Annotated in this window: 16 protein-coding genes; 13 read left to right on the top strand and 3 right to left on the bottom strand. The window is 41.5% G+C overall.

The features are described from left to right. Positions 1 to 13: 13 nt before the first annotated feature. From IMPJCBKJ_RS19865 to flgA, 3 genes are all read right to left on the bottom strand, one after another. Positions 14 to 445 (bottom strand): flagellar protein FlgN, encoded by a 432-nt coding sequence (locus IMPJCBKJ_RS19865; protein WP_054553315.1) that lies wholly within the window; start codon positions 443 to 445, stop codon positions 14 to 16. Beyond that, positions 438 to 758, bottom strand: coding sequence for a flagellar biosynthesis anti-sigma factor FlgM (gene flgM, locus IMPJCBKJ_RS19860; protein ID WP_054553314.1), 321 nt, complete (start codon positions 756 to 758; stop codon positions 438 to 440). The genes IMPJCBKJ_RS19865 and flgM overlap by 8 nt, the downstream gene beginning before the upstream one ends. A gap of 79 nt (positions 759 to 837) precedes the next feature. Then, positions 838 to 1,542: a flagellar basal body P-ring formation chaperone FlgA gene (flgA, locus tag IMPJCBKJ_RS19855; RefSeq protein ID WP_054553313.1), complete on the bottom strand. Its 705-nt coding sequence runs from the start codon at positions 1,540 to 1,542 to the stop codon at positions 838 to 840. Positions 1,543 to 1,684: 142 nt separating this feature from the next. Between flgA and IMPJCBKJ_RS19850 the strand changes: the two genes are divergently transcribed. The 13 genes from IMPJCBKJ_RS19850 to flgL all read left to right on the top strand — a co-directional run bounded on the left by IMPJCBKJ_RS19850 (position 1,685) and on the right by flgL (position 14,533). Continuing rightward, on the top strand, positions 1,685 to 2,617 hold the full coding sequence (locus IMPJCBKJ_RS19850; protein WP_054553312.1) for a chemotaxis protein: 933 nt from the start codon (positions 1,685 to 1,687) through the stop codon (positions 2,615 to 2,617). A 21-nt stretch (positions 2,618 to 2,638) separates the two neighbouring features. Further along, positions 2,639 to 3,469, top strand: a complete 831-nt coding sequence (locus IMPJCBKJ_RS19845) for a protein-glutamate O-methyltransferase CheR (protein ID WP_054553311.1) — start codon at positions 2,639 to 2,641, stop codon at positions 3,467 to 3,469. A gap of 135 nt (positions 3,470 to 3,604) precedes the next feature. Then, a complete protein-coding gene (flgB, locus tag IMPJCBKJ_RS19840) occupies positions 3,605 to 4,015 on the top strand; it encodes a flagellar basal body rod protein FlgB (protein WP_166341756.1) in 411 nt (136 codons plus the stop codon). A gap of 2 nt (positions 4,016 to 4,017) precedes the next feature. Continuing rightward, positions 4,018 to 4,449, top strand: a complete 432-nt coding sequence (flgC, locus tag IMPJCBKJ_RS19835) for a flagellar basal body rod protein FlgC (RefSeq protein WP_036970207.1) — start codon at positions 4,018 to 4,020, stop codon at positions 4,447 to 4,449. Positions 4,450 to 4,462: 13 nt separating this feature from the next. Continuing rightward, positions 4,463 to 5,146, top strand: a complete 684-nt coding sequence (locus tag IMPJCBKJ_RS19830) for a flagellar hook assembly protein FlgD (protein ID WP_054553309.1) — start codon at positions 4,463 to 4,465, stop codon at positions 5,144 to 5,146. 51 nt (positions 5,147 to 5,197) lie between these two features. After that, a complete protein-coding gene (flgE, locus tag IMPJCBKJ_RS19825) occupies positions 5,198 to 6,565 on the top strand; it encodes a flagellar hook protein FlgE (protein ID WP_054553308.1) in 1,368 nt (455 codons plus the stop codon). A 160-nt stretch (positions 6,566 to 6,725) separates the two neighbouring features. Next, a complete protein-coding gene (locus IMPJCBKJ_RS19820) occupies positions 6,726 to 7,490 on the top strand; it encodes a flagellar basal body rod protein FlgF (protein ID WP_054553307.1) in 765 nt (254 codons plus the stop codon). Positions 7,491 to 7,511: 21 nt separating this feature from the next. After that, a complete protein-coding gene (flgG, locus tag IMPJCBKJ_RS19815; protein WP_054553306.1) occupies positions 7,512 to 8,300 on the top strand; it encodes a flagellar basal-body rod protein FlgG in 789 nt (262 codons plus the stop codon). 15 nt (positions 8,301 to 8,315) lie between these two features. Beyond that, complete coding sequence (gene flgH, locus IMPJCBKJ_RS19810) at positions 8,316 to 8,999, top strand: flagellar basal body L-ring protein FlgH (RefSeq protein WP_054553305.1); 684 nt, start codon at positions 8,316 to 8,318, stop codon at positions 8,997 to 8,999. Positions 9,000 to 9,011: 12 nt separating this feature from the next. Further along, positions 9,012 to 10,106, top strand: a complete 1,095-nt coding sequence (locus IMPJCBKJ_RS19805; RefSeq protein WP_054553304.1) for a flagellar basal body P-ring protein FlgI — start codon at positions 9,012 to 9,014, stop codon at positions 10,104 to 10,106. Between the two features lie 194 nt (positions 10,107 to 10,300). After that, positions 10,301 to 11,269, top strand: coding sequence for a flagellar assembly peptidoglycan hydrolase FlgJ (flgJ, locus tag IMPJCBKJ_RS19800; protein WP_054553303.1), 969 nt, complete (start codon positions 10,301 to 10,303; stop codon positions 11,267 to 11,269). 13 nt (positions 11,270 to 11,282) lie between these two features. Continuing rightward, positions 11,283 to 13,298, top strand: a complete 2,016-nt coding sequence (gene flgK / locus IMPJCBKJ_RS19795; protein WP_166341754.1) for a flagellar hook-associated protein FlgK — start codon at positions 11,283 to 11,285, stop codon at positions 13,296 to 13,298. 2 nt (positions 13,299 to 13,300) lie between these two features. Then, the gene (gene flgL / locus IMPJCBKJ_RS19790; RefSeq protein WP_166341752.1) at positions 13,301 to 14,533 is read left to right on the top strand and encodes a flagellar hook-associated protein FlgL; all 1,233 of its coding nucleotides are present in this window, start codon (positions 13,301 to 13,303) and stop codon (positions 14,531 to 14,533) included. The last annotated feature ends 18 nt before the right edge of the window (positions 14,534 to 14,551 follow it).

The following is a 14,551-nucleotide window of genomic DNA, read 5'->3' as shown; positions in this document are numbered from 1 at the left end:
ATAATATTTGGGTTTAGGCTTTCAAATTGTGGACGATTTTTTTATCGCCTTGAATTACGCTGCCGCCTTGGTCGTAGGTCATCGATGAAGGCGCACCGATTAGAATGTCTTTAAGTTGTTTAACACTTAACTGTGCTTGGTGAGCTGCATGGGCGTTTACATCGTTTTTCTTTTTGCAGCTTGCTAGGAGAGTGTTAACTTGCTTAATAAGTGCACTCACGTCATCATCTTGCGATTCGTTGTGCGCGACAAGCTTTTGCACTTCTTTATCTATGGTTTGGATTTGTTGGAGCAAAGAAATTTTTTGTTGGGCAATACTCTTTAATCCTTCGCCACGTTTTGCAGCAATGGCTGTCAATTCATCATCTAACAACGCAGCAATAGACTCCAAGCACGAAACTTGCTGTGTTAGTTTGCTGGCTATTAAATGATTATGATCAGCCATAGACATCAAACTCGAATGCAGCGATGTTCTTTGCTAGCTTTTCAGCATCAATTTGGTATTTACCTTCGCTGATCGCCTTTTTCAGCTCAGCCACTTTATTGCTATCAAAACCAGAAGACTGCTCTGCTTTTTCTTGCAGTGATTTAAGCTGCTTTGCCTGAGGTGTTAAACTGACAGAATCTGCACTTGCTTTAGGTGCGGCTGATTTAGCAGCAGCTGCATTAGCATTATCTTTTTGTAAATCAAGCTTTTTTTGCTTGGTATTTGTCAACACAGAAGGCTGTTGTTGACCATTATTGACATTGCTTACCATAATTTTTGACCTATACATTACCCAACTTATGCCTTTATATCGGCGGGCACAGCGGATACTTTAGCATAAATAGTTAAAATTAAATATTTACCTGTACAGACTCGACTCCATCCACACGCGCATTTAATACTTTACCTGATTTTTTATTTTTTACACGTACTAATTCGTCTAACGTGCCATCTTCTAGCGCAATTCCGGTTGTTTTGATCCTTAAGCCCCGTAACGAAGCATAGATAGTTACGTTATCGCCTTTGCAAACCATGCAAACTTGGCTCATAACAATAGGTGTACCACCGCGTAAATTTCGCTTACTGCGACTGCCAATAAGTATAGACTCATCTTGTACGTATTGCGTTCTAACAAATTGCTTAGGTTTCATTTCTAGGCGTAAATGTTCGGCACGAATAACTTCACCTCGAGTAAGACTCGTTGTAACAACAACGACTGGCTCAAGTTCTATAATTCTAACGTGAACGTATTGGGTCCAACTATTTATGTCTTGGCACTTAAGTTGTACCGTGACCTGCCGATTAAAAGGAGGCTCTGTTGGTAACTCTTTGTTTAATGGCGACTCACATAACCTATCAGGAATGCGACTATCCAGAGGCAAAGCGCTTATCTGTGGTGTTGTGTTCAAGTCAGGCATGTGTTCACTCACAAAATCAACAGCGATCTGTTGAAGTTGCTCGTTGTTATAGACTTCTGCTTGTAGTTGTGTTGCAAACAACAGGCTAGAAAGAAAATAAAAAACACTGTATCTTCGGCTTTTTTTTAACAAACTCATATTGTTTCGACTATGCTTATTGTTGAAAACAAGGTATAAATATTTTGCGTCAAAAAACAGACGCTTCGTAACCTTATGTAGCTTTAACACAAAGAAGGCAATTATTGTTCCAGCTCTGATTGTTTATCTTTAGGAGATTGAAATGGCAGGCATTTTAGACTCAGTTAACCAGCGAACTCAGTTGGTTGGGCAAAACCGCCTTGAATTACTATTATTCAAACTCAGAGGGCGTCAGCGCTTTGGTATTAACGTGTTTAAAGTAAGAGAGGTTTTGCAATGCCCGCCACTTACGAACATGCCAAAATCAAATGCCTATATTCGCGGTGTTGCGCATATTCGTGGACAAACTATTTCTGTTATTGACTTATCAATGGCTGTCGGTGGTCCTGCAATTGAAAACATAAAAGACAGCTTTATCATCATTGCCGAATACAACCGTTCAGTACAAGGGTTTTTGGTTGGTGGTGTAGAACGTATCGTAAATATGAACTGGGAAAAAATAATGCCACCACCTTCGGGAGCTGGACGTTATTCTTACCTAACAGCAGTCACAGAAATAGAAAACGAACTGGTTGAGATTTTGGATGTTGAAAAGATCCTAAATGAAATCTGCCCAGTGAACACTGAAGTTAGCGCAGATGTTGTTGGTGAAGGTGAGTTCCAGAAAGATTTAGGTGAAAGAATCGTCTTTATTGCTGATGACTCTGCTGTCGCGAGAAATCAAGTAAAACGAGCGCTTGAGCCACTTGGTGTACAAACTGAGCTTGCTAAAAATGGCAAAGAGGCCTTACTAAGACTAAGAGAAATAGCTCAACTTGATTGCCAGAACGATATTACTGAGCGAGTTGGCTTATTAATTTCAGATGTTGAAATGCCAGAAATGGATGGCTATACCTTAACCGCCGAGATAAAGGCCGATCCAAAATTATCACCTTTGCATGTGATCTTACATACTTCTTTAAGTGGTGTATTCAACCAAGCAATGATTGAGAAAGTGGGAGCTGACGATTTTATTGCTAAATTTAACCCAGATGAACTAGCGACTGCTGTAAAAAAATGGGTTCATTGTGATTAATAGTTTATAGGTGGTATTACTTTGGAAAATAAGCATTTACAACAAAGCGAATACGATCAATTTCGCTCTTTTTTAGAGCAACAATGCGGCATTGTGCTTGGCGATAATAAACTTTATTTAGTTAAAAGCCGTCTCGCTCCACTTATGGCGCGTTTTAATGTCGAGTCTTTATCGCAGTTGGTAAGTAAAACACTGAGTCCTCATGAGAGGCAGCTTCGTGCCGCTGTGGTTGATGCAATGACAACCAATGAAACGCTTTGGTTTCGTGACCAGTATCCGTTTGAGTTATTGAAAACGAAATTATTTCCTGAGCTTAAAGATGTGCGTAGACCATTAAAAATATGGTCAGCGGCAAGTTCATCAGGACAAGAGCCGTATTCAATTGCCATGTCGGTTGCCGAGTTTCAGTCAAAAAACCCAGGTGTATTAAAGATGGGGGCGCAAATAATCGGCACTGATATCTCTAATACCATGCTTGATATGTGCAAAAACGCTGAGTATGACTCGCTAGCGCTTGCGCGTGGTTTGTCGATGGAACGCCGTCAAAAGTTCTTTAAAGACAGCGGCAATGGAATGGCTCAAGTCATTGACCCTATACGTAAAATGGTCAGCTTTAGACACCTTAACTTACTGGATTCATACGCTTTAATGGGCAAGTTTGACATTATATTTTGCCGTAACGTGCTCATTTACTTCTCACCAGAGGTAAAAGCTAAAATTATCTCGCAATTTGCTCAAGCCCTAAACCCTAAAGGTTACCTCTTTTTAGGTGCGTCAGAATCAATGGCGGGCTTAAGTGATAGCTTTGAGATGGTTCGTTGTAATCCAGGCATCATCTACCAGAAAAAGTAAACCTTTCTTAGCAACCTAGTTCTTAGGTTGCTAAATTTATCTATTATTCAATATCTTACGCAAATAAAATATCCCCTTCATTATTGGCTTAGCTTTTGCATTAATCACTCTAGAGTCAATTTTTTGGAGATGGTTATGGCTATCAGTTTTGATAAAGCATTTGGTGTTCACCCCCATGCAATGTTGATCCGTTCACAACGCGCTGAGTTATTAGCGACCAATATCGCTAATGCTGATACGCCGGGCTATAAAGCGAAAGACATTGATTTTGCCTCGGCATTAAAAGCGGCAAAAAGCAACCAACAAGGCGGCAATAGCATGGTAAGAACCGATGCTAAACATATTGCCGGAGGCAGTCGTTTTGTTGGCGGTGCAGAAATGTTTCGTACGCCAAATCAATCAGATACAGGCGATGGTAACTCTGTAGATATACAAGTGGAACGAAACTTGTATGTACAGAACTCATTAGAGTATCAGGCAAGCCTGCAATTTATGAGTAGTAAAATTAAAGGCCTTAAAAAAGCCCTCGGTAGTCAAGGAGCTTAATCATGAGTTTATATAATGTTTTTGATATTTCAGGCACGGGTATGAGTGCACAAAATGTGCGCTTAAATACCACAGCAAGTAATATTTCGAATGCAAACACGATTAGCTCTAGCCAAGACCAGACATACCGAGCGCGCCATCCTGTTTTTGCTGCAGAGTTGACCAAAGCGTCAGCATCGCAAAGCAACCCTCAGGGCTCTTCTGTAGGCGTTAAAGTTTTAGGTATTGTAGAGAGCGATAAGCCGCTACAAATTGAATATAACCCGAATCACCCAAGTGCGGATGAAAATGGTTATATCTACAAACCTAACGTTAATGTTGTAGAAGAAATGGCAAATATGATTTCTGCCTCTCGCTCTTACCAAACAAATGTGCAAGTTGCTGATGCAGCTAAGCAAATGTTAAGTAAAACACTGTTGTTAGGACAACGGTAATCGAGGATAAGTTATGAGTAACGACATCAGCTCTGCATCATCATCCTATATGGATAGCTTGCGTTGGAATCAAAGCAATACGCAAACAACTGAGGAAGACAACAACACACTTTCTCAGGAAGATTTCTTTTCGTTGTTAACACAGCAGTTGTCGTTCCAGGATCCGAGTAACCCTGCTGATAACGATCAAATGATCGCGCAGATGACGAACTTTACTATGGCTGAAGGTATTTCAAACTTAAACGAGAAGTTTGACTCACTGACTGCATCAATGACATCAAATTCTGCGTTACAGGCTTCCACTTTGGTTGGTAAGCAAGCGTTATTAGAGTCTGACACCATTGACTTTGACGGTGAAAACCTTGCTAAAGGGTCGGTGGTTGCTGAGACAGCCGTTGAATCTTTAACGCTAAGAATAACAGATTCTTCAGGTCAATTAGTACGAACCATTGAACTAGGTTCTCAGTCTGCGGGCGCACTGCGTTTTGAGTGGGATGGTAAAGATAACGATGGCAATGTGCTCCCTGAAGGCGAGTATGACATCAGTGCTGAAGGCTTTGTAAATGGAGACTACAGCAGTATGCCTATGGCGACCTTTAAGAATATTGAAAGTGTCAATATTAATGGCGCAAGCGGCATTATCGTAAATACAAAAGAGGGTGCGGTTAGGCTAACTGATATAGCTGAAATCGCATAAGTATAAAAGGTTTGGGTTAGCTTAGGCTAAGAGATAGGTTAGAGGTGAGTTATGAGCTTCAATATTGCATTAACAGGCTTAGCAGCCGCACAAAAAGATTTAGACGTAACAGCAAATAATATTGCTAACGTTAACACTACGGGCTTTAAAGAGTCTCGTGCAGAGTTCGCTGATGTATACGCATCATCAGTATTTAGTTCTGGTAAAACAAAAAATGGTGACGGTGTAAGGACAACAATGGTGGCACAACAATTCCACCAAGGTTCACTCTCTTTCACAAATAACTCACTTGATTTAGCAATTACTGGTGAAGGTTATTTCGCAATGGCGAATGACTTAGGTGCACAAGATTTTACTTACACGCGTGCTGGTGCGTTCAAACTTAATAAAGATAACTTTATTGTGGATGCGAGCGGTAATTACTTACAAGGTTTCCCTGTTGATGAAGCAACCGGTGACACAACCTCTGTAAGCTTAAGTACATCTTCTGCGCTACAAATTCCAGATGCATCAGGTTCACCACGTGCAACCACGAATGTCTATTCGTCATTTAACCTTGATTCACGTGCCTCTGCGCCAACTGTGACACCATTCGATCCAGAAACAAGTGCAACTTATAACAGCTCTACATCAACAACGGTGTATGACTCATTAGGTGAACCGCATATTCTACAGTTCTTCTTTGTGAAAACTGATTCTACAGTGACTGGTAATGAAAATGAGTGGGAAGTATACGCTACATTAGATGAAAAGCCATTTGATGCAACAGGTGTTGAGCAAACCACAACACCTTATACACCATTATCAACTTTTCAGTTTGATGCCAGTGGCTTACCACAAAGTACAGATGGTACAGCGAATACTGATACAACATTTAATCCATTAACGTTACCGAGTGGTTTAGGTGCTGCGACAGGCCTTTCTGATTTACTTTCGAATGGTGCAAGTTTCCCTGATGATGTGACTATTAACTGGCGTGATGAAGCGGCAACAGCAAATAAAGTTCCAACTCAATACGCAAGTAACTTTGAAGTAAAAGCATTAGAGCAAGATGGTGCGACTGTAGGTCGTCTATCAGGAATTGATATCGGTTCTGACGGTAAAATTGTTGCGTCATACAGTAATGGAGATACGTCGTTCCTAGGTCAAGTTGCTATGGTGCGCTTCTCTAATTCACAGGGCTTGCAACAAGTTGGTGATACATCTTGGAAGAAGAGTTTAACGTCAGGTGAGCCGATTGCGGGTGAACCAGGTTCAGGTACTCTAGGTTCAATTAACTCATCAGCGCTTGAGCAATCAAACGTTAACTTAACCAATGAACTTGTTGACTTAATTAGTGCTCAGCGTAACTTCCAAGCAAATTCACGTGCGCTTGAGGTTAACTCAACACTACAACAAAACATCCTACAGATCCGTTAATCTTAACGGTTCTAAGCTTAATCCGACACGAAGGCTGCTTCCTCTATTGGCAGCCTTTTTTCATTCTTACTATTCATTTTTCTCTTCTATTTTAGCGTCAATTTTACTTTGGCACTTTTATTGCATTTCCTAATTATCGTATTTTTAGTGAGTCAATGTTATGGACAAAATGGTCTACATTGCCATGTCGGGTGCTAAGCAAAGTTTGCGAGGTCTTGAGCTCAAGGCCAACAATCTTGCTAATGCTAACACCACTGGCTTTAAAGCTGATTTTGCACAAGCTCGCTCTATGCAAGCCTTCGGTGAAGGTCTGCCATCTAGGGTGTTTGCAATGCAAGAACGCCCAGGATCTAATATGGAATCGGGTGGTTTTGTTGAAACTGGCCGTGAGCTTGATATCGCGATGAGCGACCGTGGTTGGTTGAGCGTACAAGATGCATCCGGCAATGAGGCGTACACCAAAACTGGTACATTAAACATTACTCCAGATGGCGCATTGATCACGAGCCATGGCCGTCAAGTAATTGGCGAAGGTGGTCCAATCATTTTGCCATTGCCTATTGAAAAAGTTGAGTTTAGTGAAGATGGCGCTATTCAGGTTCGCCCGCAAGGTGCGCCTGCTAACTTTTTGGAAGTGGTTGATCGCTTAAAAGTGATTGAGGCTGATAACACTCAGCTTGAAAAAGGCAATGACGGTTTATTTCGACCAAAAGAAGACATGTTGGTCAATGACCTTTGTGGTTTTTGTGACATTTCACCAAACGTAAAAGTATTGTCGGGAACGCTTGAAATGTCGAACGTAAACCCAGTGCATGAAATGGTCGATATGATCAGCAATCAACGCCAATTTGAATTACAAGTTAAATTGATGAAAACAGCCGAAGAGCTCGATGAGCGTCAAGATCAGCTGTTACGCATTGTTTAAGATGACTGAGAGGGTAGAGTTATGAATCCTGCATTATGGATCAGTAAAACCGGGCTTGACGCCCAGCAAACCGATATTTCGGTGATCTCAAATAATCTCGCGAATGCCAGCACGGTAGGCTACAAAAAAAGCCGCGCCGTATTTGAAGATTTACTATATCAAAACATTAACCAGCCAGGTGGCCGCTCGTCGCAAGACACTGAAATGCCGTCAGGCTTAATGCTTGGTGCCGGTGCCAAAGTGGTTGCTAACCAAAAGAACTTTTCACAAGGTAATATGCTTACCACTGAAAATTCATTGGACTGGATGATCTCAGGCCCAGGTTTTTTTGAAGTGCAATTACCAGATGGCAATATTGCCTATTCACGTAATGGTCAATTCACGACTGACGAAGATGGTCGCATTGTAACTTCCGGCGCGGGTTTTCCATTACAGCCAGAAATGAACGTACCAGACGATGCACAATCAATTACTGTTTCACAAGACGGTGAAGTATCAGTGCGTATTTCAGGTCAAGCAGAGAACGTGGTCATCGGTCAGCTCACCATTAGTGATTTTATTAATCCATCGGGTCTTGAGCCTATGGGGCAAAACTTATACACAGAAACCGCTGTGAGTGGCGCACCTGTGCAAGGTAATCCTGGTATCGATGGTTTAGGCACTGTGGTTCAAGGTTCCCTTGAAACCTCTAACGTGAATGTAACGGAAGAGCTTGTTAACTTGATTGAAACGCAACGAATTTATGAAATGAATTCAAAAGTGATTTCAGCTGTTGATGAAATGCTTAGTTACATCAATCAGCAACTTTAATGGGTAGGAGGCAGCATGCGTAATATTATCTTAGTCACATCAGCAGCATTGATGCTGGGTGGTTGTATGACAACGCAAAATCATCATGTGGTTCAGGATGACCCTTACTATGCGCCTATGTATCCGGAACCAAGTACTGAACAAGTGGTACCAACAGGTTCGTTGTTTGATAGTTATTCGGCAAATGACTTGTACTCAGATAAAAAGGCATTACGCGCCGGCGATATCATCACTGTTAAATTGCAAGAGTCTACCCAAGCAACTAAAGCGGCAAAAACTGAAACCGACAAAGAAACAGATGCTAGTTTAGACCCTGTTATTGGGCTTGGCGGAAACCCGGTTAACATTGGTGGCGACAGCATTCAGTTTGGTATTGGCTCAGGGGCATCGTTTAAAGGCGATTCAAAGTCTAACCAATCAAATAGCTTATTTGGTGATATTTCTGTCAATGTGATGCGTGTTTTACCGAATGGGAACTTGGTTATTCGTGGTGAAAAATGGCTCACTTTGAATACTGGTGAAGAATTTATTCGCCTAGAAGGTTTAGTTCGTCCTGAAGATGTGCAAGCAGATAACACGGTAACTTCCAATCGTATTGCTAATGCGCGAATTCAATACTCAGGTAAAGGGCAAATTCAAGAAACGCAAAGTGCAGGTTGGCTGTCTCGTTTCTTTAGTAGTTCGCTTTTCCCATTTTAGAGGAATAAAGTCATGAATGGGTTTAAATACATCATCGCTCTTTGCTTAATTAGCCTGCAGTTTTCTGCACAGGCTGAGCGAGTCAAAGATGTATCTATGGTTGAGGGCGTACGCTCTAACCAATTAGTGGGGTATGGTTTGGTTGTCGGTTTGCCTGGCACAGGTGAACAAAGCCGATTTACTCAACAAAGCTTTAAAGCCATGTTGAATGGCTTTGGTATCACCTTACCAGATAGCTTAAAACCTAAAATCAAAAATGTTGCCGCTGTGGCTGTGCATGCAGAGTTACCGGCATTTAGAAAACCGGGTCAAACCATTGATATTACGGTTTCGTCTATTGGTAGTGCGGGTAGTTTACGTGGTGGTACCTTATTACAAACCTTTTTAAAAGGGGTTGATGGCAATACCTATGCGATTGCACAAGGCAGCTTAGTTGTAGGTGGTTTAGGTGCTGAAGGGGCTGATGGTAGCCGTGTAATTATTAACACACCCACAGTGGGTCGTATTCCAAACGGTGCCATTGTAGAGCGTGCTATTAAGAGCCCGTTTATGCAAGGTGACTATATTACCTTTAATTTAAATCGCCCAGATTTCACAACAGCAAAACGCCTAGAGCAAACGATTAATGATTTAGTGGGGCCTGACAGTGCTCAGGCAATTGATGCAGCGTCAGTGCGAGTGTTAGCACCGCGTGATGCATCTCAACGTGTTGCGTATTTATCTACCCTTGAAAACTTAGAGTTTAAGCCTGCAGACACAGCAGCAAAAATTATTGTTAACTCCCGCACAGGTACAATTGTGATTGGCAAAAACGTGAAGCTACAGCCTGCGGCAATAACTCATGGTGGTTTAACGGTTACGATTGCTGAGCAGCAAAACGTGTCACAGCCAAACGCTTTAAGTGATGGTGAAACTACCGTTACCAATCAAAGTATTATTGATGTGAACGAAGATGATTCACGTGCTTTTGTATTTAATCCAGGTGTTAATCTTGATGATCTCGTACGCGCAATCAATGAGGTGGGGGCCGCACCGGGTGATTTAATGGCAATCCTTGAAGCTTTAAAAGAAGCGGGGGCGATAAACGGGCAACTGGTTATCATTTAAATTAAAACGCGCTGTCGAGCGCGTTTTTTGTTTTAGTCATTCTTAAATCGTTCAGCATATAAACATCAGTCAAAATCTTGGCCCTGAAGTTACTCCATTCCTGTATCAGTTATTAGCTACTCATTTATAAAGCTTTTTATTGGCGCAATTTTTGCATTTTAATTTTCATTATTAACTATTGTGTCAAAAAGCTGATGGATACTAATCATCTCGACAAGCAAAACTTTTTTGATTTAGGCAACTTAGACTCGTTACGTCAAAGTGCTCTAAAAAGTGATGCCTCTAGCGATGCGTCAAAAGAGGCGCTGAAAAAAGCGGCGGCACAATTTGAATCTATCTTCACTCAAATGCTGCTGAAAAGCATGCGTAAAGCAAATGAAGCGTTTGAAGATAAAGATAGCCCATTTAATTCAAGCGGCGTTAAGTTTTTTGAAGAGATGCATGACCAACAGTTATCGGTTGAGCTTTCATCAAACGGCTCGCTGGGTCTAGCTGACTTAATTGTTCAACAACTCTCGCCAGATGGTAAACAGTTTACTCCAGGTTCTGTGCTTAGAACGACGGCTGAGTTCGATAGTGATAAGCGCGCAACCGGTGCAACGAGCGACAGTCACAAGATTAAAGCTGAGCCAAACGCTGTTGCAGATACCGCTGCGAACGAGCAAACAGAAAACCGCTTTGAAGATGCTGAGTCTTTCATTAGCTCTGTTTGGGAACATGCTAAAAATGCGGCTGAAAAAATTGGTTTAAATCCAGCTGTGATGGTTGCTCAAGCAGCACTTGAAACGGGCTGGGGTAAACACATCATCAGTAAAGCTGATGGCACAAGTAGTAACAACTTATTCAATATTAAATCGGATAGGAGCTGGCAAGGTGATAAAGCAAGCAAAGTCACGCTTGAGTTTGAACAAGGTGTGCCAGTTAAAAAGCAAGCTAGTTTCCGTTCTTATCAATCGATTAAAGACAGTGTTAATGATTTTGTGGATTTCTTAAATGAAAATCCACGTTATCAAGAAGCACTCAATAATACCGCAGAGCCTGCAGCCTTTTTAGATTCGTTACAAAAAGCAGGCTATGCAACTGATCCAAATTATGCCGATAAAATTAAGCAGGTATTGAAGCGCGTTGAGCTTCAAAGCGTCGCTGCTTCATTGGTACGTTAAGGAGTAGACCCTCATGTCATTTAGCTTATATGACATAGCAAATGCCGGTGTAAGAGCTAACTCTGAGCTTTTACAAACCACCAGTAAAAACATCGCCAACGTTAATACCGAGGGCTATGTGCGTGAGCGTACTGAGTTCACAACCATGATCGATAACCAAGTCGGCCGTGGTGAAACGTATCGCTTACTAAATGAATTTGCACAAAAGCAATTAAATAGAGATACCTCTAATAAGGCATTCTTTGATCAGTTTGTAACTGAAGCAAGCCGTGTCGATAGCTTGTTTTCTGAAGAGTCAAACAGCTTATCAACCAGTATCAACTCGTTTTTTAACAACGTACAAGAAAGCTTAAATCAACCGTCGTCAACAGTAGCTCGTTCACTGGTCATGACGGATGCACAAAACTTAATTGATCAAATGGACAGATTGTCGAGCATTGTGGTTGACCAAAAAGCCGTGGTAAATGAGCAGCTAGAAATCTTCTCTGATGAAGCAAATAACTTAATTCAAAGCATCAGCGAACTAAATACCAAGATTGCATCTGTTCATGGCACTGATCGTGAGTCAGTATCAAGTGGTTTATATAATGAACGTGATAAAGCAATTCGTGACTTATCTGAGCTGATTGATATTGAAACACTCGATGGCAACAACGGCGAAAAACAAGTTTATTTAGGCTCAGGTCAAGCACTTGTCATGCAAAGCGGCACATTTAACCTGTTTTCATTCAGTGGCGACCCTGATCCGAACTTTAAAGAATTAAAACTTGATGTAAACGGTGGCAAAGCCGTGCCGCTTGATGTTGATGTAAGTAAATTGAAAGGCAAAATTGGTGGCTTACTGGCATTTCGTGACGATATTTTAGTGCCAGCGCAAAATCAACTTGGTCAAATGGGCTTAGCGTTAGCCGATGCCTTTAACCAACAAAATAGCTTAGGTATGGACGCTAATGGTGAAATTGGTGGTGATATCTTTGCCATTCCAACGGTAGATGCGTTTGGCTATCAAGCTAATACGGGCACATCAACGATGACGGCAACGGTTGAGCCCGGACTCGGCAGTGAATTGCCTGCTAGTGACTTTGTTGTAACTTATACGAGTGCTTCAACAGTTGAAATCCAGCCTATTGATAATAAAGGTGAGCCGCTAGGTAGTCCTGCTACAGCAAATATCGTGGGGGGGATCATTGATTCTTCAACAATTACACCTGCAGGAAGTGACTCATTTGGTTTACAGCTTAATGTATCGGGTGCTGCGAATACGGGTGACCAATTTATGGTGAAGCTAAATTCACAAGCTGCAACGACCCTCGAGCTTGCAACTGAACGCCCTGAAGATTTAGCGTTAGCATCACCTATTCGAACTGCTACTGATATTAATAACACCAGTGATGCAAGTATTTCTGCTGGTACAGTTTCAGATATTGATAACTCAACGGGTATTACCGTGGGGCCACCTCCTAGCTTGGCGAATGGCGATATCACACTCGTGAAAACGGCAAATGCTAACGAATATCAAATTACGGACGGGAACGGTACATCGACCTTTACCATTACACCACCTGCTGAAAATATTCTTGCCCAAGCTGGCGCGCCTTATGATACCTATGGGTTTGACTTTAACATTGAAGGATCACCTGCAACAGGTGACACCTTCACAGTAGAGTTTAACACTGGTGGTTTTGATGATAACCGTAATGGTTTGCTATTGGCCGATTTACAAAATGGTGAGCTAGTGCGTCAAAATGTTGAAGCAAGTAGTACTGCTGATAATCATAAAACGTTTAATCAAGCCTATTCAGGCATTGTCACTGATATTGGTGTAGTGACTAGTCAAGCCCAAACGAATGGTGCGGCCTTTACAGCATTGGCTGATCAGTCTGAAGCTTGGTATGAATCACTATCAGGTGTAAACCTTGATGAAGAAGCGGCAAACTTACTGCGCTTTCAACAATCGTATGCAGCATCAGCACAGGTCCTTTCAACAGCACGTACTATTTTTGACACCTTATTAAGTGCGGCGAGGTAATTATGCGTATTTCAAATAACATGATGTATAAGAATAACCTTAATTCTATTCTTAACTCACAACAAAATGTAAACAAAGCGCAAGAGCAGGTTAATACCCAAAAGCGTGTATTAACTGCTGCTGACGATCCTTCCGCAACGGCTCGCGCATTACTTTATAACGATCGCATTCAGGGTAATGAACAGTTCACAAAAAACATTACTATGCTGAATAGCCGCCTAACGACAGAAGAAAGTGTGCTGCAAAATATTAAAGGCGCACTTGAGTCTGCGTATACTTTATCTATTCAAGCTGGTAACGGTGCCTATAGTGATATCGACCGTGAAGGTATTGCTGAAGAAGTTAAAGCATTGCAAAGTACGGTACTTGATTTGATGAATGCAAAGACCGAAGACGGTAAATTTATCTTTTCGGGTTACCAAGATAATACTCCGTCATACACCTTTAATAGTACGTCTGGACGCTATGAATATGGTGGCGATCAGGGGCAACACAAAATCAAAGTAGCTGAAGGTGTAGAAATTAAATCAAGTGACAATGGTTTTGATACGTTCGAAAAAGTAAATGCTCGATTAAATGTGGCCTCAAACGACGGCACTGTGTCAAGCGGTATTACAAGCTCAAAAATATATGTTACTGAGCAAGCTGATTTTGATAAGTTTCATCAGGCAAATTACAACGCTGATCCTGCTGCAGCGGCAAATGCCAATACATTAAGCTTTATTACTACCACAGGCACACCTAATACATTTGTTGTGCAGCAAGCTGGTGTAACGATTGATAGTGGCAGCTTTGAAGACGGAAAAATTATTTATAAGGGGATGGAGGTTACCATTGAGCCTGTTGCAAATGGCCAAGTTGATGTTGACCTTGAAGCACCACAAAAAGAGAATGCGTTAAATACTTTGGAAGATCTGATTGCAGGACTAACCAATCCTGATTTAACTCAAGAAGAGTTTGATCAAGTTTTAGCGGATGCCATCGTACAACTCGATAATGCCAAAAATCAGGTTTCACTTGTACAGGCAGGTTTGGGTGGTCGCTTAAATACAGCCAAGAAAATTGAACAATCAAACGGTGACTTAGATATTAGCAATAAAGCAGCCAAAGCTGAGCTTGTTGAGCTTGATATGGCTGAAGCGATTACTGAACTCACCAAACAAGAAACATCACTGCAAGCTGCACAGGCAACATTTGGCCGATTGGCTAACCTCTCATTATTTGATTACTTATAATTTATATAGGTTAAGCTT

Source organism: Pseudoalteromonas sp. MB47 (assembly GCF_011319765.1).
GTDB lineage: Bacteria > Pseudomonadota > Gammaproteobacteria > Enterobacterales > Alteromonadaceae > Pseudoalteromonas > Pseudoalteromonas simplex.
The sequence above is the reverse complement of the archived record's forward strand: the minus strand, read 5'-3'. Positions and strand labels throughout refer to the sequence as shown.